The sequence below is a fragment of the Planosporangium mesophilum genome (assembly GCF_016863255.1).
GTDB classification, from domain to species: Bacteria; Actinomycetota; Actinomycetes; order Mycobacteriales; family Micromonosporaceae; genus Planosporangium; species Planosporangium mesophilum.
Map to the genome: position 1 here is coordinate 20,813 of NZ_BOON01000038.1, position 26,674 is coordinate 47,486.

20 protein-coding genes and 1 pseudogene are annotated in these 26,674 nt (G+C 71.6%); 10 read left to right on the top strand and 11 right to left on the bottom strand.

Translation table 11 applies throughout. From position 1 onward, the window contains the following. The first annotated feature begins 33 nt into the window (after positions 1-33). Positions 34-699 carry a TetR/AcrR family transcriptional regulator C-terminal domain-containing protein gene (locus Pme01_RS20250; RefSeq protein WP_168116514.1) on the top strand — a complete coding sequence of 222 codons (666 nt, stop codon included), beginning with the start codon at positions 34-36 and terminating at the stop codon, positions 697-699. 14 nt (positions 700-713) lie between these two features. Next, positions 714-1,793, top strand: a complete 1,080-nt coding sequence (locus Pme01_RS20255) for a Zn-dependent alcohol dehydrogenase (RefSeq protein ID WP_168116513.1) — start codon at positions 714-716, stop codon at positions 1,791-1,793. Positions 1,794-1,811: 18 nt separating this feature from the next. Here the strand turns inward: Pme01_RS20255 and Pme01_RS20260 are convergent, their stop codons facing one another. Further along, entirely contained in the window at positions 1,812-2,711 is a 900-nt protein-coding gene (locus Pme01_RS20260; protein WP_168116512.1) for a GNAT family N-acetyltransferase, read from the bottom strand. Between the two features lie 117 nt (positions 2,712-2,828). Further along, on the bottom strand, positions 2,829-3,578 hold the full coding sequence (locus Pme01_RS20265) for a hypothetical protein (RefSeq protein ID WP_168116511.1): 750 nt from the start codon (positions 3,576-3,578) through the stop codon (positions 2,829-2,831). 306 nt (positions 3,579-3,884) lie between these two features. Between Pme01_RS20265 and Pme01_RS20270 the strand changes: the two genes are divergently transcribed. After that, positions 3,885-5,519, top strand: a complete 1,635-nt coding sequence (locus tag Pme01_RS20270) for a S8 family serine peptidase (protein ID WP_373315500.1) — start codon at positions 3,885-3,887, stop codon at positions 5,517-5,519. 54 nt (positions 5,520-5,573) lie between these two features. Here Pme01_RS20270 and Pme01_RS20275 read toward each other — a convergent pair whose 3' ends face one another. From Pme01_RS20275 to Pme01_RS20310, 8 genes are all read right to left on the bottom strand, one after another. Continuing rightward, positions 5,574-6,410: a carbohydrate ABC transporter permease gene (locus tag Pme01_RS20275; RefSeq protein WP_203935758.1), complete on the bottom strand. Its 837-nt coding sequence runs from the start codon at positions 6,408-6,410 to the stop codon at positions 5,574-5,576. Next, positions 6,407-7,399, bottom strand: coding sequence for a carbohydrate ABC transporter permease (locus tag Pme01_RS20280; protein ID WP_168116509.1), 993 nt, complete (start codon positions 7,397-7,399; stop codon positions 6,407-6,409). The genes Pme01_RS20275 and Pme01_RS20280 overlap by 4 nt, the downstream gene beginning before the upstream one ends. Next, positions 7,383-8,663, bottom strand: a complete 1,281-nt coding sequence (locus tag Pme01_RS20285) for an extracellular solute-binding protein (RefSeq protein WP_168116508.1) — start codon at positions 8,661-8,663, stop codon at positions 7,383-7,385. Before Pme01_RS20285 ends, Pme01_RS20280 begins: the two co-directional genes overlap by 17 nt. 510 nt (positions 8,664-9,173) lie before the next feature. Further along, positions 9,174-10,403 carry a CehA/McbA family metallohydrolase gene (locus tag Pme01_RS20290; protein WP_168116507.1) on the bottom strand — a complete coding sequence of 410 codons (1,230 nt, stop codon included), beginning with the start codon at positions 10,401-10,403 and terminating at the stop codon, positions 9,174-9,176. Next, positions 10,400-11,470: an ABC transporter ATP-binding protein gene (locus tag Pme01_RS20295; protein ID WP_168116506.1), complete on the bottom strand. Its 1,071-nt coding sequence runs from the start codon at positions 11,468-11,470 to the stop codon at positions 10,400-10,402. The genes Pme01_RS20290 and Pme01_RS20295 overlap by 4 nt, the downstream gene beginning before the upstream one ends. 1 nt (position 11,471) lies before the next feature. Continuing rightward, a complete protein-coding gene (locus Pme01_RS20300) occupies positions 11,472-12,302 on the bottom strand; it encodes a carbohydrate ABC transporter permease (protein ID WP_168116505.1) in 831 nt (276 codons plus the stop codon). A 13-nt stretch (positions 12,303-12,315) separates the two neighbouring features. After that, a complete protein-coding gene (locus tag Pme01_RS20305) occupies positions 12,316-13,281 on the bottom strand; it encodes a carbohydrate ABC transporter permease (RefSeq protein WP_203935759.1) in 966 nt (321 codons plus the stop codon). Beyond that, positions 13,268-14,695 carry an extracellular solute-binding protein gene (locus Pme01_RS20310; protein WP_168116504.1) on the bottom strand — a complete coding sequence of 476 codons (1,428 nt, stop codon included), beginning with the start codon at positions 14,693-14,695 and terminating at the stop codon, positions 13,268-13,270. The genes Pme01_RS20305 and Pme01_RS20310 overlap by 14 nt, the downstream gene beginning before the upstream one ends. Positions 14,696-15,008: 313 nt before the next feature. Here Pme01_RS20310 and Pme01_RS20315 point away from each other — a divergent pair, with 313 nt between their 5' ends. The 7 genes and pseudogenes from Pme01_RS20315 to Pme01_RS20345 all read left to right on the top strand — a co-directional run bounded on the left by Pme01_RS20315 (position 15,009) and on the right by Pme01_RS20345 (position 25,195). Then, positions 15,009-16,646 carry a methyl-accepting chemotaxis protein gene (locus Pme01_RS20315; RefSeq protein ID WP_239088355.1) on the top strand — a complete coding sequence of 546 codons (1,638 nt, stop codon included), beginning with the start codon at positions 15,009-15,011 and terminating at the stop codon, positions 16,644-16,646. Positions 16,647-16,770: 124 nt separating this feature from the next. After that, positions 16,771-17,036: pseudogene (locus tag Pme01_RS31820) on the top strand (GTP cyclohydrolase I). A gap of 20 nt (positions 17,037-17,056) precedes the next feature. Then, on the top strand, positions 17,057-18,283 hold the full coding sequence (locus tag Pme01_RS20325) for an NAD(P)/FAD-dependent oxidoreductase (protein WP_168116503.1): 1,227 nt from the start codon (positions 17,057-17,059) through the stop codon (positions 18,281-18,283). A gap of 118 nt (positions 18,284-18,401) precedes the next feature. Further along, positions 18,402-21,503, top strand: coding sequence for an alpha-mannosidase (locus tag Pme01_RS20330; protein ID WP_168116502.1), 3,102 nt, complete (start codon positions 18,402-18,404; stop codon positions 21,501-21,503). Between the two features lie 196 nt (positions 21,504-21,699). Then, positions 21,700-22,296 (top strand): DivIVA domain-containing protein, encoded by a 597-nt coding sequence (locus Pme01_RS20335; protein ID WP_168116501.1) that lies wholly within the window; start codon positions 21,700-21,702, stop codon positions 22,294-22,296. A gap of 56 nt (positions 22,297-22,352) precedes the next feature. Then, on the top strand, positions 22,353-23,156 hold the full coding sequence (locus Pme01_RS20340; protein WP_168116500.1) for an SAM-dependent methyltransferase: 804 nt from the start codon (positions 22,353-22,355) through the stop codon (positions 23,154-23,156). 98 nt (positions 23,157-23,254) lie between these two features. Next, positions 23,255-25,195 (top strand): putative bifunctional diguanylate cyclase/phosphodiesterase, encoded by a 1,941-nt coding sequence (locus Pme01_RS20345; RefSeq protein WP_168116499.1) that lies wholly within the window; start codon positions 23,255-23,257, stop codon positions 25,193-25,195. On the opposite strand, the gene ligD is transcribed toward Pme01_RS20345, so the two are convergent. Continuing rightward, on the bottom strand, positions 25,192-26,673 hold the full coding sequence (ligD, locus tag Pme01_RS20350; RefSeq protein WP_168116498.1) for a non-homologous end-joining DNA ligase: 1,482 nt from the start codon (positions 26,671-26,673) through the stop codon (positions 25,192-25,194). The genes Pme01_RS20345 and ligD overlap by 4 nt on opposite strands. Position 26,674 lies beyond the last annotated feature (1 nt).

The window sequence follows — 26,674 nt, forward strand, 5'->3', positions numbered from 1 at the left end:
AGGGACGTCGTTCGCCGCTCCGGGAGGTGGCTCATGGCTCGGCCCCGCCAGGCCCTGCTCAGCCGGCAGCGCATCATCGAGGTCGCGACCGCACTGATCGACGCCGAGGGGCTCGCCGCGCTCTCGACCCGGCGACTGGCGGCCGAGCTCGGCGTCCGGGGTCCCTCGCTGTACAACCACGTCGCCACCAAGGAGGACCTGCTCGACGCGGTCGCCGACTCCATCACCGGACAGGTCGACATCTCCGTCTTCGGCCGGTACGACTGGCGGGTGGCGCTGCGCAAGTGGGCCCGCTCGTACCGCGACGCCCTGACCGCGCACCCGAACATCGTGCCGTACCTCGCGCAGGGCCCCGGCCGGCGACCGGGCGCCCTCGCCATGGCCGACGCGGTGTACGGCGGACTGGTCGACGCGGGCTGGCCGCCGGCCCGCGCCACCCACATCGGCGCGCTGATGCGGTACTTCGTCGCCGGCTCGGCGCTCGGCTCGTTCGCGCGCGGCTTCGTCGAGGACCCGCAGCTCTACGCCAGCCGGTACCCGCACCTGACCCAGGCGCACCGCCTCGCCGAACACCAGCAGAGTGTCGACGAGGGCGCGTTCACGCTCGGCCTGGACGCGCTCATCTCCGGCCTGGAGCCCGTGTACGAGCAGGTCGTGGGCCCGCTCCCGCCCCTGCCCACCGACAGCGACGACGATTGAGGTAAGAAGCTCCCGTGAAAGCGCTCATCTCCCGCGGCGTCGGCCGCGACCTCGCCGTCGAGGACGTGCACCTGCCCGCCACCGGAGCCGGTGAGGTCCGGGTACGTATCCGGGCCGCCGGTGTCTGCCACTCCGACCTGTCGATGACCAACGGCACCGTCGTCCCGCCGTACCCGCTGGTCCTCGGCCACGAGGCGGCCGGCGTCGTGACCGAGGTGGGCGACGGCGTCGAGTGGGTGGCGGTCGGTCAGCACGTCGTGCTCAACTGGTCGCCGGCCTGCCGGCAATGCTGGTACTGCCGGCGGGGCGAGTCCTGGCTCTGCGAGAGCGCCGGCGCCGCGGCCGTACCGCGCGGGACGACCGCCGACGGTACGCCGCTGCACGCCACCCTCGGCCTCGGCGCGCTGGCGCAGGAGGTCGTGGTGCCCGAACACGCCGTCATCGCGGTACCCGACGAGGTGCCGTTCGAGCAGGCCGCGCTGCTGGGCTGCGCGGTGATGACCGGGGCAGGCGCGGTGGCCAACACGGCCGGGGTCGCCGCCGGGGACTCGGTACTGGTCATCGGCCTCGGCGGGGTGGGCCTGTCCGCGGTGATGGCCGCCCGTCGCGCGGGCGCCGATCCGGTCATCGCCGTCGACGTCTCCCCCGCCAAGCGTGAACTGGCGCTCGCCGCCGGAGCCACCGACTTCCTGGTCTCCGACGACACCCTGTCCAAGGCGGTGCGGGCGCTGACCGACGGCCGCGGCGCCGACCACGCGATCGAGTGCGTCGGACGCGCCGCCACCATCCGCGCGGCCTGGCGCGCCACCCGGCGCGGCGGCCACGTCACTGTCGTGGGCATGGGCGCCAAGGACGACCTGCTCAGCCTCAGCGCGCTGGACATCTTCTCCTCGGCCCGCTCGCTGCGGGCGTCGGTGTACGGCTCGGCCGACCCCGACCGGGAGGTGCCCGAGCTGGCCCGGGCCGTCCTGGACGGCTCGCTGAACCTGCGCCCGCTGGTCAGCCACCGCATCACGCTGGACGAGGCGCCGGAGGCGTTCGCCCGGATGAGCCGCGGCGAGGGCGCCCGCTCCGTGGTGGTGTTCGAGGACTGAGGCCTGGGCGTCGAGGACTTAGGCCTGGGTGTCGAGGATCCTGGCCCGCTGAGGACGTTCCACCGGAGCCGTTTCCTCCACAAAGGACAGAATGACGACGTCGTCGACCGGCCGGTAGCCCAGTCGCTCGTAGAGGGCGTTGCTGGTCGAGTTGGCAAGGTCGGCGAAGAGCAGCACCTCGGTCGCGCCGTCGTCCAGGGCAACCCGACTCACGACGGCGGTCGCCGCCGCCGCGTACCCCCGCCGCCGCAGCTCGGGCGGGGTGTACACCGGGCCGACCCGGGCCACTCCCGCCACCCGCCGGCTGATCCCGGCCATCGAGACCGCGACGCCATCCACCTCCCAGAGGGTCAGGCCGCCGTATCCGATGCGGTCGTCGACCACACCGCTGCGGTCCGCCGGGGGGTCGTCGGCCTCCCGGACGAACGCCTCCCACCACGCCAGTACCAGGTCCCGGTCGGCGGCGGTGGCGACCCGGGCCGCGCCCGGTGGCGCCGGCAGGGGCGGGACGAGCTCGCCGAGCCGGTACAGGCGATGCTGATGGTGGACCCGGGAGGTGCCGCCGGTACGCCGCAGCCACTCGGTCGCGAAGTCCTCGGCGGTCTCCCGCCCGGCGTTGATCCCCGGTAGCCGGCGCCCGGCCGCGGTCAGCTCGTCCACCAGTGACGGCACGGCGGCCGCCGGCATCCGGGTGAGCAGCATCGGGTACGGCGGGGTCTGCAGGAACGCGCCGTCGACCGTACCGTCGGCAGCTCGCCACCAACCGAACAGCGGGACGTCACCGTACGCGGTGAGACCGCTGGCCCGTAGCGTCTGCACGATCGTCAGCGGAAGGGTGTTACCGGTCGGATCCGACCGCAGGAACCTGTCCGCACCGGCCACGAACTCATCGAGGCTCTCCGTGATAAACCAGGCCATGGCCCATCCTGGAACGGTCCGCCGCCCGGGCGCACCCCGTTTTCTTCGCGGCCCGGTTCTGTTCGGGCCGGTTCTGTTCGGGCCGGTTCTGTTCGGCCCGGTTCTGTGCGGCCCGGGTCAGCGGTTCGCCACGAGGGCGCGCAGGCGGCGCGGGGTCTGCGCCTCGAGCCGGGTACGGGCCTGGCGCGCCCGCAGGGACGCCTCGAACGCCTCGTCCTCCAGGCTGCGCCTGGCCGCCGCCGCGGTGTCGGCCGCGTGCCGGGCGGCACGCTCCATCTCGGACGCGGTCCGGTACGCCCGCAGCATCCGCTGCTGCCCGGCCCGGCGCAGCATCGCCTCCTGCTCGAACGGGTGCCGGTCCGGGTCCCAGTCGCCGCGGTGGGCAAGCACGTCGCGCAGTTGCGCGGCGGTCAGCTCGCCGCGCTGGTACGCCTCGGTCGCGGCCCGGTGCAGGTACCGCCGGTTGGCGTCGGTGTCCGCGGGCTCGTCGGAGATGGCCGGGGTCGGGTAGGCCGACGCGAGCGACGCGCGACGCGCGGCGGCGTCCGCGCTCTCGTACGCGTTCCAGGCCGCCTCGCGGGTCTGGTACGCCACGGCCCACTCCCGGTGGCGCCGGTCGGCCGTCACCGCTGCCCGTTCGGCGGCCACCGCCACCTCCTCGGCGTACCGCTCGAGGTCGGCGGCCTGCGCGGCCAGCCGGACCCGGTGGAACCGCCCCTCGGCCGCGCGCTGTGCCAGTTCGCGCAGGGCGCGGCGCGCGTCAGGCGCCAGCAGCAGGGCGAGTACGACCACGACGAGCGCGACCAGCGCGAGCTGGATCACGATCCCCTGCTGCATGACCACAAGGGCCTTGTGCGCGGCTGCCATGTATTCCCACGTACCGCAGGAGCGGATCACCTAAACCCGACGTGACGAGCGGCACTGATGTCCCGGCGTCGACTGTCGTGGCGTCGAGCGCGCAGACGGCGCAACCCGCTTGCTCCCCGCCGGCCACGGTTTGTGCTCCGTTCGGGCCGAACGATTGCTGTCGTCCGATCGGGCACGGCTTGACGACGACCAGATCACAGGCACCGGCTCACCCGGCTGTCGCTGGCGCCCGGGGGCCGTGGGAGTAGATGAGGTGGTCGAATGCGGCGGATTGGCGTCAGGCGGTTTCTGAGCGGGGTCACTCTGGTGACCGCCGGACTGGTGGCAACCGGCCTGTTGGGTACGGGTGCCGCGCAGGCGGCGCCGGCTGAGGGAACGGTACGGGACGCGGGCGTGGCCGGCGCGATCCCCGACAGCTACATCGTGGTGTTCAAGGACGGCAGCGCCGAGTCGCGCACGGTCGACGCCGCCGCCGGCAAGCTCACCCGCGCGTACGGCGGCACGGTGCGCCACGCGTACACCCGCGCGGTCAACGGCTTCTCCGCCCGCCTCACCGCGACCGCCGCCCGCCGGCTGGCCGCCAACCCGGCCGTCGCGTACGTCGAGGCCGACCGCCAGGTGCACGCCACCGGCACCCAGACCAACCCGCCGTCGTGGGGTCTGGACCGCATCGACCAGGCCGGCCTGCCGCTGTCCGGCGCCTACACCTACCCCACCGCCGCCGCCAACGTCACGGCGTACATCATCGACACCGGCATCCGCATCACCCACACCGACTTCGGCGGCCGTGCCCGGTACGGCTACGACTTCATCGACAACGACGCGGTCCCCGACGACTGCGCCGGCCACGGTACCCACGTCGCGGGCACCGTCGGCGGCAGCACGTACGGCGTCGCGAAGGCCGTCCAGCTCGTCGCCGTCCGCGTCCTCGACTGCTCCGGCTCCGGCAGCTACTCCCAGATCATCGCGGGCGTCGACTGGGTCACCAAGAACGCGGTCAAGCCCGCCGTCGCCAACATGAGCCTCGGCGGCGCCGCCGGCTCCACCCTCGACAACGCAGTCAAGAAGTCGATCGCCTCCGGCGTCACGTACGCCGTCGCCGCCGGCAACGACAACGCGGACGCCTGCACCAAGTCCCCGGCCCGCCTGCCCGAGGCGATCACCGTCGCGGCCACCGACGCCAGCGACGCCCGCGCCTCGTTCTCCAACTACGGCACGTGCGTGGACCTGTTCGCCCCCGGCGTCAACATCACCTCCGCGTACAAGACCAGCGACACCGCGACGGCGCGCATGAACGGCACCTCCATGGCGACCCCGCACGTCGCCGGCGTCGCCGCCCTCTACCTGTCGGCCAACCCCACCGCCTCGCCGGCTCAGGTCCGTGACGCCCTGGTCACCGCCACCGTGGGCGGCAGGGTGACCAACCCCGCGGCCGGCTCCCCGAACAAGCTCCTCAACCTCACCGTCACCGCCACGGTGACGAACCCCGCGCCGACCCCGACACCGACCCCGACACCGACGCCCGCGCCGACACAGCCGTCCAGCGGCATCCCGGCCGTGGTCTCCCTGCGGGCCCGGGCCAACGACCGGTTCGTCTGCGCCGAGAGCGGCGGCGGCTCCTGGCTGGTCGCCAACCGGGCGGCGGCCGGACTGTGGGAGACGTACGACACGGTCGACACCGGTGACGGGTACATCGCCCTGCGCGCCCGTGCCAACGGCCGGTACGTGGTGGCCGAGAGCGGCGGCGGCGCCCCGCTGATCGCCAACCGCACCGCGATCGGCCTCTGGGAGAAGTTCCGGCTCATCCGCAACGCCGACGGCACGGTGAGCCTGCTCGCCGCCGCCAATGGCCGGTACGTGACCGCGGAGAGCGCCGGCGGCGCCCCGCTGATCGCCAACCGCACCACGATCGGTCTCTGGGAGAGCTTCACCCTGGCCTGATCCAGGCTCCGGCCCGTGCCCGCCACCAAGGGGTGAGCCGCCGTCAGCGGCCGCTCATCCCTTGGTGGCGCCCGACGTCAGGCCGCCGATGAGCTGGCGCTCGGCGACGGCGTAGAACCCGAGCGCGGGCACCATCGCGAGCACAACGTATGCGAGCACCCGGGCGGTGTCGGTGGAGTACTGCCCGTGGAACTGCTGTACGCCGAGCGGAAGCGTCCACCACTGTGGATCGGTGAAGACGATCAGCGGCAGCATGAAGTTGTTCCAGCTCGCCACGACCGCGAGCACGGACACCGTGGCGAGCGCCGGCCGGGCCATCGGCAGCAGGATGCGCCAGAAGAACCCGACGGTGCCGCAGCCGTCGAGCGTCGCGGCCTCCTCGATCTCGCCGGGAATGCTCCGGAAGAACGACCGCAGGATCACGATCGTCACCGGCAGGCCGAACGCCGCCTGGGCCAGGATCACGCCGACCGGGTTGTCCAGCAGCCCGAGGGTACGCAGCAGCACGAACAGCGGCAGGATCGCCACCGCGAACGGGAACATCAGCCCGATCGCGAACAGCGTGAACAGGACCTCCCGGCCGGCGAAGGCGAACCGGGCGAACACGAACGCCGCCATCGCCGAGACCAGCACGACGAGCACGGTCGTCGCCACCGCGATGAGCGTACTGTTGGCCAGCTGCCGCCAGAACGACCCGGACGCGAGGATGTCGGTGTAGTTGGACGGCACCCAGGGGTGGGGCAGGCCGAAGGGGTTCGTCGACAACTGGCCGTTGTCCTTGAACCCGCCCAGCACGCCGAACAGGATCGGCACGACGACGAACGCACCGATCACGATGGAGATCAGGTGCAGCGGCACGGTCTTCACGGGACTCGGGGTACGACCGCTCAACGCTGGCCTCCTCCCATGGTGGTGAGCGCGCCCTCGATGTCGCGGCGCATGACGAAGCGCTGGTACGCCAGCGCGAAGACGAGACTGATCACGAACATCGCGATGCTGATCGCGCTCGCATAGCCCACCTCGTACCGCCGGAAGCCGTACTGGAACATCGTGACCGCCATGGTCTCCGAGGCGTGGACCGGTCCTCCCACGGTCAGCACCCAGACGAGGTCGAAGAGCTGGATCGAGCCGATGACCGACAGGAAGAGGCTCACCCGGATCGTCGGCCCGAGCAGCGGCAGGGTGACGTGGCGGAACGTCTGCCAGTCCCCCGCCCCGTCGATCGCCGCCGCCTCGGTCAGCTCGGCCGGGATGTTCTGCCGGCCCGTCAGGTACAGGATCATGTGGAAGCCGAAGTACTTCCAGGTCATGACGAGAAACACCACGTACAGGACGGTCGACGGGTCGGCGAGCCAGGTGGCGCCCACGTCACCCGCGCCGAACACCCGCAGTACCTGGTTGGCCAGGCCCCGGTTGGGCGAGAACACCATCGTGAACAGGACGGCCGTGATGACTTCGGACAGCACGTACGGCGCGAAGAACAGCACCCGGTAGACGCCCCGTCCGCGCAGCCGCTGGTTGAGCAGCAGCGCGAGCCCGAGCGCGAGCGGCAGTTGGACCGCCGCCGACAGCACGATGAGGATCAGTCCGTGCCAGAGGTCGGCGAGGAAGATCGGGTCGGTGAGCAGCCGCCGGAAGTTGTCCAGCCCGACGAAGTTGGTCGGCAGCCCGCCGAAGCCGTTCCACTTGAACAGGCTCGTGTACGCCGCGAGGATGATCGGTACGAGTACCAGCAGGCCGAACAGCAGCAGCGCCGGCACCAGGAACGCGAGGACCGGCCAGCGGACCCGGCGGCGCCGGGCCCGCTGGCGGCGGACCGCGTCGGACCGGACCGGGCCGGTGCCGACCCGGTCCGGGTCCGCGCTACTTGTGAGCAGCATCGGTGACGGCCCGCACGACCTGCTGCGGGCTCGCCTTGCCCGCGATGAGCTCGGCGACGCTGTCGTTGACCTGCTGCCCCACGGCCGGGGGGTACGCCTGGTCGAGGAACAACTGGAACCCGGTCGCCGCGGCGAGTGTCTTCTGCACGGCCGCGATGTTGGGATCCTTGATCGCGTCCTCGGCGCCCTTGACGACCGGGACGACCGCCCCGGTGGCGGCCGCCTTGCGCTGGTTGTCGACCTGGACCAGGAACTTCAGGAACTCGATCGTGGCGGGCGGCGCGTTCCTGCCGACGGCGAACCCGTTGCCACCACCGAACGCCTCGGTCACCGCGCCCTTGCCGCCCTCGACCGCCGGGAACGGGAAGAAGCCCAGCTTGTCGCCGATACCCTTCTTGTTGGTCGAGGTGTCGTTCTGGACCGACGGCGCCCACTGGCCCATCAGCTCCATCGCCGCCGCCCCGTTGCCCATGGTCGCGGCCTGCCCGTCCGGCGACCCGTAGGTGGCGGCGAGGAACCCCTTCTGGAACGGGGCCAGGTCGACGAGCTCCTTCAGCTTGGTACCCGCGGCCACGAACTCCGGCTTGTCGAACTTCGCGTCGGCCCCGGCCTGCTTGAGCACGTCCAGGCCACCGATCCGCATCGCCAGGTAGGCCCAGTAGTAGTGCCCGGGCCACTTGTCCCCACCGGCGAGGGCGATCGGCGTGATGCCGGCCGCCTTGAGCTTGCGCACGGCGTCGAGCAGCCCGGTCCACGTGTCCGGCGGCGAGGCGATGCCCGCCCGGCCGAACAGCTCCTTGTTGTACCAGAAACCGACCATCCCGAGGTCGAACGGAACGCCGTACACCTTGTTGTCGAGCCGGTACGGCTGCGTGGACAGCGGGGTGAACGTGTCGGCCAGCGACGTGAAGTCGGCGGTCAGGTCCTTCACCAGCCCGGCGTCGACCTGCTGCTTGAGCACCCCGCCACCCCAGGTACTGAAGAGGTCCGGCGGCGAGCCGCCCTGGGTGACCGTGGTGAGCTTGGACTTGAACGCCTCGTTCTCCAGGGGCGTGATCTTGATCGTGACGTCGGGGTGCTTCGCCTCGAAGTCCTTGGCCAGCGCCGCCCACACCGACAGCATCGGGTCGGTGTTCGAGATGTGCCACCAGTTGACGGTCGTCTTGCCGTCCTTGCCGGACCCGCCGTCACCGCAGGCCCCGAGAGCGAGCGCACTCGCACTCGCGCCGGCGAGGCCCAACAACGATCTACGGGAGACGTGCATCCGGTACCCCTTTCGAAGAACGCTGAGCGCACCCGCGCCCGCGGTCGGCCGAGCGGATCGGGCATCGAAACTTTCGGGTGCCTGACCGATAATTCAATATGTGCCGCGGACGCTACGACTCCGCAACGCATTGGTCAATACCTATCGAACGCAGGCCTCCACCCACCTCGCCCCGAGGCGTTCCCCGCTCGTTGATCGCTGAACGATGAGCAGCGGAGCGGCCACCGGCACCGGCGGCAGCGGAGCGGCCACCGGCGCCGGCGCTCGCCAGGACCTACCCACCCCAGACCCCGGGTCGGATCCGGAAGTTTCCGAAATCTCGACCCACACGACAGCCAGACCGGGACCCTCCACTGACGACTATCAGCGAACGGCACCACCGGGCCGACGGGGCCCGGCTGCTCTCGGTACTCGGGTTGGCGCGCTCCAGGGCCGACGTGCAGGACGACGTACGCGAGGAGTTGGAGGGGGACCTGCGGGCGGCCCCGACCGCCCACCCGGGCGGGCCGGTCAGGCGGACAGCGCGAGGATCTGCGCCCGGTCGTCCTCCAGCCAGTGCGGGCCGCTCTGCGCCGGGAAGACCGCCCGGTCACCACGGACCATCCGGCGCCGCCCGGTGAAGTCGACCAGCAGCGTACCGTCGGCGTCGACCGCCACCACCTCGTCGCCGACGCGCAGCAGCGCGGGGCCGGTCGGTGACTCGGTGACCGCCACCAGCCCGGTGGCGAGCCCGGCGAGCACGCCTTCGACCGACCGCTCCTCGCAGGCCACCCAGGTGGTGGGGTAACCGGGCCGCGCCGACTGGGCCGGCGAGTGGAAGTCCGAACCGCCGACCGGCACGGTGTCGACGCCCCAGGCGAGCAGCCAGGCCAGCGGCGCCCCCCAGGTACGGTCCCACCAGCCGGAGTGCCACACCTCGGCCAGGAGTGGCCGCTCGTCCAGCGGGTGCAGCCAGGCGAAGTCGCCGCCGAGCGGGTGGTTGACCGACAGCAGCCCGCCCTCCCTGTCCACCGTGGACAGCCACTCGTTCGCGGGGCGGCGGAAGTCCACCCAGCCGATGTCGCCGTACGCGTTCGCATGCCCGCGGTCGGTGGTGATCTCCTGACCCGGTACCAGGACGAGCCCGGCGGCCGCCCCGGCCGCGGCCAGCTCGGCGTGGTGGGAGACGGTGTTGTGGTCGGTCACCGCGAGGTAGTCAAGGCCGTTGCCGGCGGCGAGCGCCGCCAACTCCGGTACGGTCAGCGTCCCGTCCGAGTGCACGGTGTGGGTGTGCAGGTCGCCGGCGAGCCAGGTGAGGCCGGGCGGGGCCGGCAGGTTGCGGTACGGCCGGAGCCCCGGCGCGAGCCCACCCGCCGCTCCAGCGGTCACGGCGCCCGTGCCGCCGGGCGGGTCGGGCACCCACAGCGCGGCCTCCCCGGTGACCGTCCAGGCCAGGCCCTGCGGCGGTACCCGGTGCAGCCCGAGGATCACCCGCCACTGGCCGGGGCTCACCGGGCCGGGCAGGTACCCGGGCGTCGCCCAGCTCTCGGAGACGGTGAACTCCGACCGCGCCCCGCCGGACCAGCCGCAGAACCGCCCGTCGGGGTCCAGCAGGCCGAGGTCCAGCACTCCTGCCCCGGTGTCGTAGGCCAGCGACACGGTCAGCCGCCGCGCGCCGGGCGGCACGTCGACCGGCAGGTACCGGTACCTCGACTCGGCGCGGTCGTCGGGGCTCCACACCCCGCTGTGGGTACTCCTCATGTCACCAGCTCCCCGTCCGACTCGCGGTAGATCAGCACCCGTCCCGGAGCGGGACTGAGCCAGACCCGCGAGCCGGGTACCGGCTCGCGGTCCTCGGGTACGGTCGCGCCGATCAGCGCGCCGTCCGCCTCGACGGTCACCAGCGACACGGCTCCGAGGTGCTCGATGATCGACACCTCGCCGGTGAGGGCGCCGTCCACGGGCGTGGTCGACAGGGAGACGTACTCGGGGCGTACCCCGACGATCACCCGCTCCCCCGGGGCGGTCGGCGGCGTGATCGTCGACGGCGTGAGCGTCCCACCGGCGACCGCGACGCCGCCGCCCGAGACCACGCCGGGGAGAAGGTTCATCGGCGTGGACCCGATGAAGTTCGCCACGAACGTGTTGGCCGGGCGGCCGAAGACCTCGCGCGGGGTACCGACCTGGCGGATCCGGCCGGCCTCCATCACCGCGATCCGGTCCGCGAGCGCGAGCGCCTCGGCCTGGTCGTGGGTCACGAAGATCGTGGTCACCGCCAGCTCGCGCTGCAGCCGCTTGAGGAACGTGCGCGCCTCCAGCCGGAGCCGCGCGTCCAGATTGGACAGCGGCTCGTCGAACAGGAAGACCGAGGGGTGGCAGGCGACCGCGCGGGCCAGCGCGACCCGCTGCTGCTGGCCACCCGAGAGCGCCGCCGGCCGGCGGTCCATCAGCGCGGCGAGGCCGAGGTTCGCGCCGACGCCCCTCGCCCGGCCGGACCGCTCCGGACGCGACTGGCGTTTGATCTTCAGCGGGTACGCGATGTTGTCGAGCACGGTCATGTGCGGGAACAGCGCGTAGTCCTGGAAGACCATGGCGACGTCGCGGGCGCCGGGCACGAGCCCGGTCACGTCCCGGTCGCCGATGCGCACCTGGCCCGACGTCGGCGCCTCCAGCCCGGCGATGGTGCGCAGCAGGGTGGTCTTGCCGCAGCCGGACGGTCCCAGCAGCGCGAAGAACTCGCCGTCGGCGACGGTCAGGTCGAGCGTGTCGAGGGCCCGTACGCCGCCGGGGAACTCCTTGGTCAGTGCGCGCAGTTCGACGTCGGCCATCTCAGCTCTTGATCCCCCCGTGGAAGCGGAAGCCGTACCGGCCCCAGGCGAACAGGTACATGAGCACCACCGGTACCGAGTACAGCAGCGAGAAGCTCGAGATGAGCGCGAGGTTGGGCGAGCCGCCCTCGGTGTACAGCGTGCGCACGACGACGGCGGCCGGCTGTTTCGTGGGGTCGCGCAGCAGGATGAACGGGGTGAGGAAGCTGCCCCAGACCTGTACCATCGTCCACACCGCGATGGTGGCGAGGCCGGGACGGGCCACCGGCGCCACGATGTGCCGCAGGATCTGCAGCGGTGAGGCACCGAACACACGCGCCGACTCCTCGTACGAGCGCGGGATCGTGTCGATGAAGTCCTTCAGCAGGAAGATCGCGGCCGGCAGCAGGCCGCCGGAGAGCACCAGGATCACCCCGGCCCGGGTGTCGATCAGGTTGAGCTGGAAGATCAGCAGGAAGATCGGCACCATCGCCGCGGTACCGGTGATGACGCTGGACAGCAGCAGCAGCGCGTACAGCAGGGCGTCGCGGCCCGGCAGCCGTACCCGCGACAGGGCGTACGCCGCGAGTGCCGCCGCGACCACCACGACCACCATCGTGCCGAGTGCCAGCACGACCGAGTTGACCAGTGAGGAGACCGCGTACGGGTTGCGGCCGATCTCGCCGAAGTTGCCGAGGGTGAACTCCGACGGCGGCCGCACCGCGTACCGGGGAGCGGCGTCGAACGGCGTGGACAGCAGCCACAGCAACGGCAGTGCGAAGAGCGCGGTACCCACGCCGAGCCCGACGTAGGCCAGGACCCGCAGCGCCACCGCCCGAGCGGTACTCCTCATGCCGACCTCACGATCATGCCGGCCTCACCCGGGCCACCCGCAGGTACACCAGCGCCAGCAGCAGGTTGACCAGCAGTACCAGCAGCGAGATCGCGCCCGAGTACCCCATCTCGCCGCCGACGATCGCGGTGTTGTAGATGTAGGCCGCCACCACCTCCGACCGGTGGTTCGGCCCGCCCGCCGTCAGCAGGAACGGCGTGAAGTCGTTGAACGTCCACAGCGTGATCAGCAGCGTGTTCGTCAGCGCGTACCGGCGGATGTTGGGCAGGATCACGTCGCGCAGCGTCTGCCCGGTGGACGCGCCGGCCAACCGGGCCGTCTCCAGCTGCGATGGCGGCACCCCCGACAGCGCCGCGGAGTAGAGCATCATCGAGAACGCGGTGCCCCGCCAGATGTTGAAGACCACGATCGCGACCATCGGGTACTCGATCAGCCACGCCACCCCGGGTACCTGACCCAGCAGCACGTTGACCGTGCCGCCGTCCCGGTCGAGCATCGCGATCCACAGGAACGCAACGACCGAGCTGGGCAGGATCCAGGCGAGCAGGACGAGCGCCTCGACGAGGCGGCGCACCGCGGGGCGGGCCGGGCGCAGCGCGTACGCGAAGAAGAAGCCGAGCAGGTTCTGCCCGAGCACCGCCGAGCCCAGGACGAAGACCAGCGTCAGCCACATCGACCGGTAGAACGTCGGGTCGGTCAGGGCCCGACGGTAGTTCTCCAGGCCGACGATCTGCGGTGCGCGGGCGGCGGTGCCGGTCAGCCGGTAGTCGGTCACGCCGATGTAGAGCGTCCAGAGCGCCGGGAAGACCAGGAAGACCCCGATGAGGACGAGCCCGGGCGTCACGAACCCGAGCGCCCGCCACCGCCCCAGCCCGACCACGTCGGTGGCCGGTCCGGCCCGCCCGGCCGGCATCGTCGCGGCCGGGGCGGCGGTCGCCCCGGTCGCAACGGCGTCGAGTGCGGGCTCAGCCGCTGGCAACCTTGCCCACCCCACCCACGATCGGCTCCACCGTCCGCTGGTACGTCGCGGCCGCGTCCACCGCCGGCGTACCCGTCGCCACGTCGAGCGTCGCCTGCTGGAGCGCCTGCGACACCCGCGGGTACACCGCGAAGCCGGGCCGGTACGCGGTCAGCGGCAGCACCTTCTGGGAGACGAACAGCAGCATCGGGTTGTTCTTGAGTACCTCGTCGTTGACGTCCTGGCGCTGGGTGAGCCGCGGCGAGCCGGCCACCGACGCGATCGTGGCGTCCTTGGAGTTCAGGAACTGCAACAGCTCCCACGCCTGCTGCGGGTACTTGCTCGCCGGGTTGAGCACATGGCCGCTGCCGCCGGACATCGACACGAAGTCCTGACCGCGGATGCCGGCACCCGGGGTCTTGGCCGGGATCAGCGCGTACCCGACGGTCTGGTCCCGGTCGGGCATCTTGGCGATGCCCTTGGTCGGCTCGATCACCGCCCGCCAGAAGTAGTCGCCCTCCAGCAGCATGGCGATCCGCCCCTCGGCGAACGCCTGGAACGACTTGTCTCGTCCCTTGGCGTCCTGCTGGATCACCGGATCGCCCAGGCCGTTGCGGTAGATCTCCTGGTACATGCCGAGGGCATCGCGCAGCGCCTGGGTGTTGCCCTGCCACTTGCCGTCGGCCCAGATCTGGTGGCCGGCGCCGACCAGCAGCGGCAGGATGCCCTGCATCGTCGTCGCCTCGCCCATCGCGGTACCGGCGTTGAGCTGCATCGGGATGACCCCGGGCACGCCCGCCTTGATCCGGTACGCGGCGGAGAGCACGTCGCTCCAGCTCCGGGGCTGCCAGTCGGCGGGCAGCCCGGCCTGCGCGAAGAGCTTCCGGTTGAAGTAGATGACCCGGCCGTCGGTGCCCAGCGGCACCCCGTAGCGTTTGCCGTTGTAGGCCATGTTGGTCTGGACGGCCGGCGGGATCTGCGCCCAGCCCTCCCAGTCGTCGGCCTTGTCCTTGCCGACGAGGTCCTCGATCGGCTTGATGTACCCGGCGTCGGCGAACTCCCCGACCCAGATGCCGTCGAGCGCGTAGATGTCGGCGCCGCTGCCGGTCTTCAGGTCGAGCGCGATCTTGCTCTTGTAGTCCTCGTCGCTCGCGCCGGACGGCTGGAGCGTGACGTGCGCGGTACGGCCCTTGGCCTTCTGCGCCTCGACGAACTTCGGAATGACCCAGTTGCTGAGCCACTCCGCCTGCGAGGCGTTCTTGCCGCCCGCGATGGAGTTGACGCCGATGCTGAGCGTGAACTCCTTGGCGTCGGCATTCTTCGTGGTGTCGGAGCTGGTCTTCTTACCCAGGCAGCCGGCGGTGGTGGCGGCGACAGTCACCAGCACCGCGATCGTCGCGGCGGCCCGTCCGTACCTCTCGATGCGTTGCTGCATCGGCCCTCCCCATGAGGAAGCTCGCGTACGGTCGATACGGCGTCACGCCGCGCATCGGCCGAGATCCATATCTTGCACCCGATCGACGCAGCGTGCCATCCCATGGGTCGTTCGGCCTGGCGGACCGCGACCCGACCGGCGGACAATTTACTTGCGTTGCCGAAATTTGCTCTGTCGATATTTGTCGTGTCAACCATTCGTCCAGGTCGGATTGCGCCGTCTGCATGACTGCAGTAAGTGCAAGATTCGATCACTCTGGGTGTTGCGGGAGGTGCCCGCACCGGAGCGCGCTCCGTGAGCGGATCGGTCTGCCATGTCTGAGCTTCCTTCTTCTGGCCCTTCGGTACGGCCCGCCGGGGGCCTGGCCAACTGGGTTGCCAACCGCTCGATGCGGGTCAAGTTCATGCTCGTGATCACTGTCGGCGCCCTCGTCTCGACGGCGATCGGGGTCACCGGCCTGGTGGGCATGTCATCGATGCAGGTGAAGTCCCAGCAGATGTACACGCAGAACCTGTTGTCCCTGAACAGCCTCGCGACAATGCACCGCAGCATGCTCAGCAGCCGCATCGATGCGCTCAACGCGGCCATCGCCACCGACGCCAAGGGCGTCGAGAGCGCGCTGAGCAAGATCCCGGACGAGGACGCCGCCTTCGACAAGGCGCTCGCGTCGTACCTCGCGACCGACGGCACCGGGCATGGAGCCCAGGTCGCCAAGCTGCGGCAGGGGATCTCCGAATACCGGCAGGTCCGCGAGGCCAAGCTCGTCCCGGCCGCACGCGCTCACGACCTCGCCACCTTCGTGCGGGTACGGGACACCGAATCCAAGCCCGCGATCACCGCGATGACCACGGCCCTCGACGACCTGACCCGTATCGAGACCGCCGCTGCAGAAAAGGCCAACCAGGACTCGTACCGCACGTACTCGTTGGCGCGGCTGACGCTGCTGGGGTTCCTGGTCGCCGGTGTGCTGCTGGCGGTGGTGGTCGGCCTGTACCTCGCCCGGCTTGTCGTCAACGCGGTGAGGAGGGTCGGCGCCGTGGTCTCCGCGATCGGTGACGGCGACCTCAGCCAGTCGGTCGGAGTGTCGAGCCGTGACGAGATCGGCCGGATGGCCACCGCACTCGACCGTGCGAATGCCCGTACCCGCGAGACGATCGCTGCGGTCGCGACCAGCGCCGGTACGCTCGCCTCCAGCTCCGAAGAGCTGTCCGCGACCAGCCAGCAGATCGCGGCGTCCGCCGAGGAGACGTCCACCCAGGCCGAGGCGGTGTCGGCCACTGCCGAGCAGGTGTCGCGCAACGTGCAGACGCTCGCCGCCGGCTCCGAGCAGATGGAGGCGTCCATCAAGGAGATCGCGCACAGCGCCGCCGAGGCCGCCCAGGTCGCCGCCCGGGCGGTGGCATCGGCGGAGAGCGCGAGCGCGACCGTCACCAAGCTGGGTGAGTCGTCGGCCGAGATCGGCAGCGTGGTCAGGGTGATCACCTCGATCGCCGACCAGACCAACCTGCTCGCGCTCAACGCCACCATCGAGGCGGCCCGCGCCGGAGAGGCCGGCAAGGGCTTCGCGGTGGTCGCCAGCGAGGTCAAGGACCTCGCTCACGAGACCGCCAAGGCCACGGAGGACATCGCCGGTCGCATCGACGACATCCAGCAGGAAGTGGCGGCGGCCGTCGCGGCGATCTCCGAGATCGGCACCGTGATCGCGGCCATCAACGACTCGCAGGTCACCATCGCCTCCGCCGTGGAGGAGCAGACCGCGACGACCAGAGAAATCAGTCGCAACGTCGCCCAGGCCGCCACCGGGTCCGGGATGATCGCCGACAACATCGGCGTCGTCGCGACGGCGGCACAGAACACCAGTAGCGGTGTCACCCAGTCGCAGGCCGCCGCGTCCGAACTTGCCCGCATGTCGGCGCACCTGCAACAAGTGGTGGGTCAGTTCTCGTACTGACCCTCCATCGAGTCGACGCGCGGGCCCCACCGCGGCCGCCGTATTCGTGGTCACCCAGAGTCTTGGTCGTCATCGCGACCAAACTCTGGGTGGGCGCATCCTGGGATTGTCCAAACCCGCCCGCGTGGTCGAGCTGTTCGCCCACGGGCCCCAGGTCCAGGAGCGCCTCACCAAACAGGTCCGGACTGGCTGACCACCCACCTGCGCCCCCGCGGCGGCGGGGTGGTCGTCGAGGCCGAACACCTGTGCGTGACCCTGCGCGGCGTCCAGGCCGTCGGCGCCACGACCATCACCTCGACCCTGCTGGGCAACCTGCGCGAAGATGTCCGGTCCCGCGCCGAGTTCTTCACCCTCGCCGGGGTCGGCGCGCGTCGAACCGGCGCACCATGAATACCGGAAGGGAGAGCGCGATGCCAGAAGACCGCACATTCGTGATCGTCGGCGCGGGGTTGGCCGGGGCGAAGGCCGTACAGACCCTGCGCGAGGAGGGCTTCGACGGCCGCATCATCCTGGTCGGCGAGGAGGCCGAGCACCCGTACGAACGGCCGCCCCTGTCCAAGGGCCTGCTGACCGGCTCCGCCGAACCCGGCAGCGTGTTCGTGCACGAGGCCGGCTGGTACGCCGACCACGACGTCGACCTGCGTACCGGCACCCGCGCGACCGCGATCGACCGGGCCGGCCGGCACGTCGAGCTGGTCGGCGGCGAGCGGGTCGGCTACGACGCGCTGCTGCTCGCCACCGGCGCCACCCCGCGAGCCCTGCCCGTCCCCGGCGCCGAGCTGGACGGGGTACTGACGCTGCGGACCCTCGCCGACCACGCCCGGATCGACGCCGCCCTGACCGACGGCGCCCGGGTGGTGATCATCGGCGCGGGCTGGATCGGGCTGGAGGTCGCCGCCGCGGCCCGGCAGCGCGGCGCGGCCGTCACCGTCGTCGAGGTGGCCGAGCTGCCACTGCAACGGGTCCTCGGCGACGAGATCGCCCGCGTCTTCGCCGACCTGCACCGCGACCACGACGTCGCCTTCCACTTCGGTACCGGGGTCCGCGAGCTCCGCGGCGACGGGCGGGTCTCCTCGGTACTGCTGACCGACGGCACCGAGCTGGCGTGCGACACCGTCGTCGTGGCCGCCGGCGTACGCCCGAACACCGACCTGGCCGAGCGCGCCGGCCTCGCCGTCGACAACGGCGTCGTCGTCGACCATGCCCTGCGCAGCACCGTCGACCCGTCCGTCTACGCCGCCGGGGACGTGGCCAACGCCTACCATCCGCCGCTGCGCCGCAACATCCGCGTCGAGCACTGGGCCAACGCCCTCAACGGCGGTCCCGCGGCGGCCCGTTCGATGCTCGGCCAGCCGGTCAGCTACGACCGGCTGCCGTACTTCTTCACCGACCAGTACGACCTGGGGATGGAGTACACCGGGTACGCCCCGCCCGGCGACGTCGACCGGGTCGTCGTGCGCGGCGACGTCGCCAAGCGCGAGTTCATCGCCTTCTGGACCGCCGGCGGGCGGGTACTGGCCGGCATGAACGTCAACATCTGGGACGTGGCGGGGCCGATCGGAGAGCTGATCCGGTCCGGGCGCGCGGTCGACCCGGAGCGCCTCGCCGACCCCCGGGTACCGCTGGAGGAGGCGTAGCCGGCGGACGCGATCTGGCACACCGGCTCGGTGATCGTGAAGACTTCGATGTGACCGGAGTACCGCGCCGGTACGGGGGTACCGGGCATGCTCGACGACCTGCCGGCAGGAGGCGCAGATGCACGACGACCGGATCCTGGTCGAGGAGCGGCTGGCCCGCGCGGTGGACCAGTACCTCCGCCCGGCCGTGTACGGCCCCGGCCGGCCGCTGGAGGTGACGGCCTGGACGGTGCCGGGCGAACCGGTACCGGTGCGCCAGGCCCTCGACGCGGCGGACTTCGAGAAGGTCACGATCGGCCAGCCCTGGGGCTCGCCGTGGTCGACGACGTGGTTGCGGGTACGCGGCGACGTCCCGGCCGAGTGGGCGGGTCAGCGGGTGGAGGCCGTCTTCGACCTCGGCTTCGGCGTGGAGTCGCCCGGCTTCCAGGCCGAGGCGCTGGCGTACACAGCGGACGGCGTACCGATCAAGGGCATCCATCCGCTGAACCGGTACGTACCGGTCACCGGCGACCGGGTCGACCTGCTGATCGAGGCCGCGGCCAACCCGACCGTCCTGCGGTCGTTCGCGCCGACCGGGCTCGGCGACCGGCTGACCGCGCCGGCCGAGCCGCTGTACCGGTTCGTCCAGGCCGACCTGGCCCTGCTCCGCGAGCCCGTCTGGCAGCTCGTCCTCGACATCGAGGTGCTCACCGAGCTGATGATGGCGCTGCCGGAGCACGACCCGCGCCGACACGAGATCCTGCGTGCATTGGAGCGCATGCTCGACACGGTCGACCTGCACGACGTGGCGGGCACGGCCGCGGTCGCGCGGCAGCGGCTGGCGCCGGTCCTCGCCAGCCCGGCGCACGCCAGCGCCCACCGCATCCGGGCGGTCGGGCACGCCCACATCGACTCGGCGTGGCTGTGGCCGCTGCGCGAGACGGTCCGCAAGGCCGCCCGTACCTTCGCCAACGTCACCGCCCTCGCCGAGGACTACCCGGAGCTGGTGTTCGCCTGCTCGCAGGCGCAGCAGTACGCCTGGGTCAGGGACAACCAGCCCCACATCTACGAGCGCATCCGCAAGGCGGTCCGGGCGGGCACGTGGGCGCCGGTCGGCTCGATGTGGGTCGAGTCCGACGCCAACCTGCCCACCGGCGAGGCGCTGGTCCGCCAACTCACGCACGGCAAGCGGTTCTTCGCCGAGGAGTTCGGTGTCGACACGCAGGAGATCTGGCTGCCCGACTCGTTCGGGTACACCGCCGCGTTCCCGCAGTTGGCCCGGCTGGCCGGGGTGCGGTGGTTCCTGACCCAGAAGCTGTCGTGGAACGAGACGAACCGGATACCCCACCACACCTTCTGGTGGGAGGGCATCGACGGCACCCGGGTCTTCACGCACTTCCCGCCGGTCGACACGTACAACTCGGGGCTCACCGGCGCGGAGCTGGCGCACGCGGTACGCAACTTCGCCGAGAAGGGCGCCGCGACGACGTCGCTGGTGCCGTTCGGGTACGGCGACGGCGGCGGCGGCCCCACCCGCGAGATGCTCGAACGCGCCCGGCGGCTGCGCGACCTCGAGGGCTCACCGCGGGTGACGGTCGAGGCCCCGGCCGAGTTCTTCGAACGCGCGCACGAGGAGTACCCCGACGCACCGACCTGGACCGGCGAGCTGTATCTGGAGAACCACCGCGCCACGTACACCACCCAGGCCGCGATGAAGGCGGGCAACCGGCGCAGCGAGCATCTGCTGCGCGAGGCCGAGCTGTGGTCGACCGCGGCGCACCTGCACGCCGGGCTGCCGTACCCGTACGACGACCTGGACCGGATCTGGAAGCTGGTGCTGCTGCACCAGTTCCACGACATCCTGCCCGGCTCGTCCATCGCCTGGGTGCACCGCGAGGCGCGGGAGACCTACGGACGGATCCGGACCGAGCTGGAGGCCCTGATCGCCCGGGCGACCTCGGCACTGTCCACGCGAGACGGTCAGCCGGTCGCCCTGAACGCGGCGCCCCACGACCGGGCGGAGGTCGTCATCATGCCTGGCGAGGTGCCCGGCCAGCGGCTCTCGGACGGCCGGTCGGCGGTATGGGCGACCGCACCGGCCCAGGGCGTCGGCCCGGTACACCCCGCCGCCCCCGGCCGGGTCGGCGGGGTGACGGTGGAGCCCGCGCACTCCGACGGCACCGTCCTGGACAACGGCCTCCTCCGGGTCGTCATCGACGACGACGGGCTGCTGCGCTCGGTACGCGACCTCGTCGCCGACCGCGAACTGCTCGCCCCCGGCGCCCGGGGCAACCTGCTGCAACTGCACCCCGACCACCCCGCCCGCTGGGACGCCTGGAACATCGACCGGCACTACCTGCATCGGCGTACCGACCTGACGGCCGCCGAGTCGGTGACCGTGACCGACGCCGGCCCGCTGCTGGCCGCCGTCCGGGTCGAGCGGCGCTTCGGCGACTCCCGGGTGACCCAGACGTACCGCCTGACCGCCGGCGCGGGCCGGCTGGACATCGACACCGAGGTCGACTGGCACGAGTCGGAAAAGGTGCTCAAGGTCGCGTTCCCGCTCGACCTCCACGCCGACCGGTCCACGGCGGAGATCCAGTTCGGCCACGTGCACCGGCCGCTGCACACCAACACCAGTTGGGACCGGGCCCGGTACGAGATCTACGCCCACCGCTGGATCCGCGTCGCCGAGCCGGGGTACGGCGTCGCCATCGCCAACGACTCCACGTACGGCCACGACGCGGCGCGCACGACCCGCGACGAGGACGGGGGTACCACCACGACGGTACGGCTGACCCTGCTGCGCGCGCCGCACAGCCCCGACCCGCGGACCGACCAGGGGGCGCACCGCTTCGGGTACGCGCTGGTCGTGGCGGGGGATTTCGACGCCGCGGTCGATGCCGGCTATGCCCTGAACCTGCCGCTTCGCGTGGTGCCCGGCGACTGCGCGCTCCCGGCGCTGCTGTCGGTGGACCACCCCGCCGTACGGGTGGAGGCGGTCAAGCTGGCCGACGACGCCAGCGGAGACGTGATCGTACGGCTCTACGAGTCGCGCGGCGGGCGGGCGGCCGCGACGCTACGCCCCGGCTTTCCGTTCGCCCAGGCGACCGAGGTGGACCTGCTCGAACGCGAACTCGACCCCGGGCAACGCCGCTGCGGACCGACCAGGCTGCGGGACGACGCGCTCCGACTGTCCCTGCGTCCGTTCCAGGTGGTGACGCTACGACTACGCCGATGAGGCTCGGCCGGTGAGGTTGCCGCCGGGTCGGGACGCTGCGGCGATACGTCCGTTCGGGTGACCCTTAAATCATCTTCCGGCCGGCCCTAAGCAGACCTTAAACGATCTTCCAATCTTGGTCGGCGCCCTCTAGCGTGGGAAAAATGACTCGGAAGCTCGATCCCTCGACCGGGCTGGGAATACACGGGAGTTGTCGGTGAGTACCCCCGTCGACCCGGGCCCCGTCCGTCACTTCGGCCGCACGCTCACCGCGGAAGAGGCACGCACGGCGACCTTCCCGCAGTCCCAGCTCGCATGGCGGGGTTACTCGGAAGACTCCGTCAACGAATTCGTCGCGCGGGCCGCGGACGCGCTCGAGGCGGCCGAACAGGACTACGGTGCACTACGCGCCGAGGTCGAACGGCTACGCGGCTTCTATCGCGAGCACGGCACCGACGTCGACCGGGTCGCGGAGCCGCGGCGCCCCCGCCGTCGCACCGGTTGGCTGGTCAACGAGGTGGAGCGGTACACCGAGACCCACCTGAACCTGGCCATCGCCTGTGCGGACAGTGCCGTCGACGACGACCCGCAGACCAGCGGACAGCAGCTGTACCACGCTCGGGTCCGGGCACGCCTGCTCGTGGAGGACATGATCTCGGCGTTCCTGGCCGATCCTCGCAACCGGGTACGGACCGAGGACGAGCTGCAGTTGCTGAGCCAGTGGCTGCGCGGCTTCGGCGACGCGTTCCTGGCGCAGGTGGATGCCATGGTCCAGGTGGCCGACGGTCGACTCCGATCCGTGACCCGCCGATAACTGATCAGTACCGCCGCCGCAAAACCGACTCCGCGACATGACCCGAGGAGTACAGGTTGGACGTGCTGAGCTGGGTACCGGACGGTGTCGACGTCACCGTGCCCAACGTCGCTCGCGCCTACGACTACTACCTCGGGGGCTACCACAACTTCGCCGCCGACCGGGAGTTCGTGGCGCGGGTCGAGGTGGCCATGCCCGGCTTCAGCTACGCCGCGCAGGCCAACCGGGCGTTCCTGGGCCGGGCGGTGCGCTGGCTGGTGGACGCCGGCGTACGGCAGTTCCTCGACATCGGCTCGGGCATCCCGACACTGGGCAACGTGCACGAGGTGGCCCGGCAGTCGGCGCCCGACGCGCGGGTGGTCTACGTCGACATCGACCCGGTGGCGGTCGCGCACGGCCGGATGATCCTGGCCGACGACCCGTACGCCACGTCCATCGAGGCCGACCTGCGCCGCCCCGCCGAGATCCTCGGCCACCCCGAGGTGCTCCAACTGCTGGACTTCTCCCAGCCGACGGCGGTACTGCTGATGGCGGTGCTGCACTTCGTCCCCGACTCCGACGACCCGGCCGGCATCATCGCCCGGCTCCGCGACGGGCTCGCCCCCGGCAGCTACCTCGCAATCTCCCACGTCACCGCCTCGACGCACCGGCGGGAGATCGAGCAGGTCCGGCGGCTCTACCAGCACACGCTGACGCCCGGCCTACCGCGTGCACCGAGACAGGTCAAGAAACTGCTGGCCGGTCTGGACCTCGTCAAACCCGGCCTCACGCGCGTCGACGACTGGTTACCCGACTCGATGCGGGCGACCCGCCATCCACAGGCCGAGGTGATGTTGGGGGCGGTGGGCCGCACGCGGTAGCGTCAACCGGGTCTGGATCCCGCCCGGCGTCGGGCCGATAATCGATGGGCCGGCGGACATCCGCGGCGGGACGCTCCACGATGGAAGGCGCGCACCAGATGACGCAATCGCGTACCGGGCCCCGATCCGCCGGCACGCCCGCGAGCGTCGAGGACGGCGCTGTCACGTCCGGCGCCGTCGAGGACGGCGCTGCCACGCCCGGCGCCGCCGGAGACTGCGTCGCCGACCTGGCCTCCTTCAGCGCATCCTGGGAGCGGGCCGTCTCGTCTACCAACTTCCTGCCGGCCGGACGGGCCCGGTCCCGGGCCACCCTGCAGGGCCTGGCGCAACGGTTGGTGGCGGCGGTGACCGCGGAGCCGTTCGACGCCTCGGCCGGGTACCGGGTCGGGGCCGACCTGGTGGCCGCCGACATCTCCTCGCCGCGCGCGCTCGGCCATAGCCTGACCCTGCTGCACCAGCGGCTCCTGGCCGACGCGGGCGTCACCGACGAACGGACCCCGGCCCGGCTGGCCGACCTCTGTGGACAGTTGGCCACCGGCTTCACCGAGGCGCTGCGTGACCGCGCCCTCACCGCGGCCGAGGGCATCAACAACGCCGAACGGGCCGCCTGGCGCGACAAGCAGTACGCCCTGCAGGCTCGACTCCAACACGCGCTGCTCCACGACCAACTGACCGGACTGCCCAACCGGTCGGCGTTGATGCGACGGCTGGCGAGCCTCGTCGCCGACCCGCCCGCTGACCCCCCTTCCGAGGCGCGCCTGGGCATCGTCCTGCTCAACCTGAACCGGTTCAAGGCGGTCTACGACAGTCTCGGCCCGACGCGCGGCGACCAGCTCCTGCTCGCCGTGGCGCGGCGGCTCCGGGCGTTGGCCGCCCGCGAGGGGTACTACCTGGCCCACCTCGGCGGCGACGAGTTCGCGCTGGTGGCCGAGCGCACGACCGGTACCGACGACGCCGTCAAGGTGGCCGACCAGGTCCTGCGGGCGCTGCCCGAGCGGATGTCGGTCGACGGCCACCAGATCCCGGTCACGGCCAGATGCGGCGTGGTCGAACGCCCCGCCGGCCGGGCGGACCCGACCGAACTGCTCCGCGCCGCGCACATCACCCTCGGCTGGGTGGCGAGCGATCACCGTACCCGGTGGATGGTCTTCGACGCCGAACGCAACGCCGCGGAGGTGGCCCGCCACGAGCTCACCGCCGCGATGCCGGCCGCGCTGGCCCGTGGCGAGTTCACCCTGGCCTACCAGCCCCTGGTACGGCTGGCCGACCGTACCCTCGCCGGGGTCGAGGCCCTCGCCCGCTGGCACCACCCGGAGCTCGGCGTCCTCGGGCCGGCGCGCTTCATCTCCCTGGCCGAGAGCACCGGGTTGATCGAGCCGCTGGGCCTGCGCCTGCTGGAGCAGGCGTGCGCACAGGCGGCCGGCTGGCGGCGGCTCGGCCCGGCCCCGCCGTTCGTCAGCGTCAACCTCGCCGTCGCCCAGCTCCGCGATCCCGGCCTGCCGGCGGCGGTCGCCGCGGTCCTCGACCGTACCGGGCTGCCTCCCGACCTGCTCCAGCTCGAGGTCACCGAGAACGCCATCGTCGACACCGGCGACACGTCCCTGGACGTCCTGCACGCCCTGGCGGACCTCGGGGTGCGGCTCGCCATCGACGACTTCGGCACCGGGTACTCCAGCCTGGCCTACCTGTCCGAGATCCCCATCCACTCGATCAAGCTCGCGGCCGGTTTCCTGCGTGGCCTGGCTGCCGTGCCACCGGAGAGCGTGCCACCGGAGAGCGTGCCACCGGAGAGCGTGTCACCGGAGAGCGTGCCGTCGGGCGCCCTGGCGCCGCACACATTGCCTCCCGCCCGCCGCTCCAACGACACCCTGGTCCCCGCGCTCATCGACCTCGGTCACGACCTGGGTCTCAGCGTCACCGTCGAAGGCATCGAAACGGCCGTACAGGCGGAGCGGCTGACCGGTCTCGGCTGCGACCTGGGGCAGGGCTTCCACCTCGGCCGCCCCACCACCGCCGACGAGATCACCCGCTTGGTCTAGCTTTCGCGGACCACCTCGTCGGGTGACTTGTCCGGCCGCAGCCCGCGCCACGACGGCTGGCGCAACCGGCCGTCGCGGGTCCACTCGCCGAACTCGACCTCCCCCACCAGCTTCGGCGTGACCCAGTGCGCGTCCTTCGCGTCGCGGGTGGGCAGCGGGTGGGCGAACGGCGGCGTCCTGCGCTCCAGCGAACGGAGCCTGCGGTACAGGTCGTCGAGCGTCTCGCGGTTGAAGCCGGTTCCGACCTGCCCGACGTACTCGAGCCCCTCCGGCCCGGGGATGCCCAGCAGCAGGGCGCCGATCGTCCCGGCACGCCGGCCCTGACCGGGCGCCCAGCCGCCGATGACGACCTCCTGGGTACGGGTGTGCTTGACCTTGACCCACGCCTTGGAGCGCCGCCCCGGCTCGTAGACCGAGTCGAGCCGTTTCGCCACGATCCCTTCCAGCCGCTGCTCGCGGGAGGCCGCCAGCGCGGCCGGGCCGCCGCCCCGCGTGTACCCCGGGGTGTCCCAGTGCGGCCCGTGCAGCCCCAGCGACTCCAGCAGCTCCCGGCGCTGCTCGTACCGCAGCCCGACGGTGTCGTGCCCGTCGAGGTGCAGCAGGTCGAAGATCTGGTACGTCACGGGGGTCTGCTCGCTCAGCCGCCCGATCTGCGCCCGGTCCCGGACGTGCATGCGGGGCTGGAGGGCGGCGAACGAGATCTGCCCGGCCGGGTCGCACGCGACGATCTCGCCGTCGAACACGGCCGGCACTCCGCCCAGCGCCGCCCCGAAGCCCCGCAGCTCCGGGTAGGCCACGGTGACGTCCTTGTCGTTGCGCGAGACCAGACGGACCTCGCCGTCGGCCACGTACGCGACCGCCCGCAGGCCGTCCCACTTCATCTCGTACCCGAAGTCGGGGTCCTCGCTGGGCGCGGGCAGCTCACCCAGGGTGGCGAGCATCGGCCGGATGAGCTCGGGCACCGGCTCCCGTTCGGCCGTGGCCGGCTCCGCCTTCGCGGACGCCGTGTCTCCGGACCCTCTCGCCGGCTCCATCAGGTGGATGAGCCAGTTGTCGCCATCGGTACGGATCAACACGTACCGGCCGTGGGCCCGCTCTCCGTGCAGGACGCACTTCACCTCACGGTCGGTCCACGTCTCGCACTCGTACGTGCCCCGGTCCCAGATCTCCACCTGGCCGCCGCCGTACTCGCCCTGGGGGATCTCACCTTCGAACCCCGCGTAGTCGAGCGGATGATCCTCGGTGCGCACCGCGAGGTGGTTCTTCTTCGGATCGTCGGGCAGCCCCTTGGGTAATGCCCAGGAGACCAGGACCCCTTGACGCTCCAGCCGGAAGTCCCAGTGCAGCCGCCGGGCGTGGTGTTCCTGGATGACGAACGTGTCGTCGTGACCACCCGGCAGCGGCCCCGGAGCGGGTACCGGTTCCGGCGTACGCGACGCCGACCGCTTGCTGCGGTACGTCGCCAGCTTGTCGGCCATG

Coding starts and splice junctions, on each gene's coding strand:
- Pme01_RS20250 (WP_168116514.1), top strand. CDS start 34: ATGGCTCGGCCCCGCCAGGCCCTGCTCAGCCGGCAGCGCATCATCGAG.
- Pme01_RS20260 (WP_168116512.1), bottom strand. CDS start 2,711: ATGGCCTGGTTTATCACGGAGAGCCTCGATGAGTTCGTGGCCGGTGCG.
- Pme01_RS20265 (WP_168116511.1), bottom strand. CDS start 3,578: ATGGCAGCCGCGCACAAGGCCCTTGTGGTCATGCAGCAGGGGATCGTG.
- Pme01_RS20280 (WP_168116509.1), bottom strand. CDS start 7,399: ATGCTGCTCACAAGTAGCGCGGACCCGGACCGGGTCGGCACCGGCCCG.
- Pme01_RS20285 (WP_168116508.1), bottom strand. CDS start 8,663: ATGCACGTCTCCCGTAGATCGTTGTTGGGCCTCGCCGGCGCGAGTGCG.
- Pme01_RS20290 (WP_168116507.1), bottom strand. CDS start 10,403: ATGAGGAGTACCCACAGCGGGGTGTGGAGCCCCGACGACCGCGCCGAG.
- Pme01_RS20295 (WP_168116506.1), bottom strand. CDS start 11,470: ATGGCCGACGTCGAACTGCGCGCACTGACCAAGGAGTTCCCCGGCGGC.
- Pme01_RS20300 (WP_168116505.1), bottom strand. CDS start 12,302: ATGAGGAGTACCGCTCGGGCGGTGGCGCTGCGGGTCCTGGCCTACGTC.
- Pme01_RS20310 (WP_168116504.1), bottom strand. CDS start 14,695: ATGCAGCAACGCATCGAGAGGTACGGACGGGCCGCCGCGACGATCGCG.
- Pme01_RS20315 (WP_239088355.1), top strand. CDS start 15,009: ATGTCTGAGCTTCCTTCTTCTGGCCCTTCGGTACGGCCCGCCGGGGGC.
- Pme01_RS20325 (WP_168116503.1), top strand. CDS start 17,057: ATGCCAGAAGACCGCACATTCGTGATCGTCGGCGCGGGGTTGGCCGGG.
- Pme01_RS20330 (WP_168116502.1), top strand. CDS start 18,402: ATGCACGACGACCGGATCCTGGTCGAGGAGCGGCTGGCCCGCGCGGTG.
- Pme01_RS20345 (WP_168116499.1), top strand. CDS start 23,255: ATGACGCAATCGCGTACCGGGCCCCGATCCGCCGGCACGCCCGCGAGC.
- ligD (WP_168116498.1), bottom strand. CDS start 26,673: ATGGCCGACAAGCTGGCGACGTACCGCAGCAAGCGGTCGGCGTCGCGT.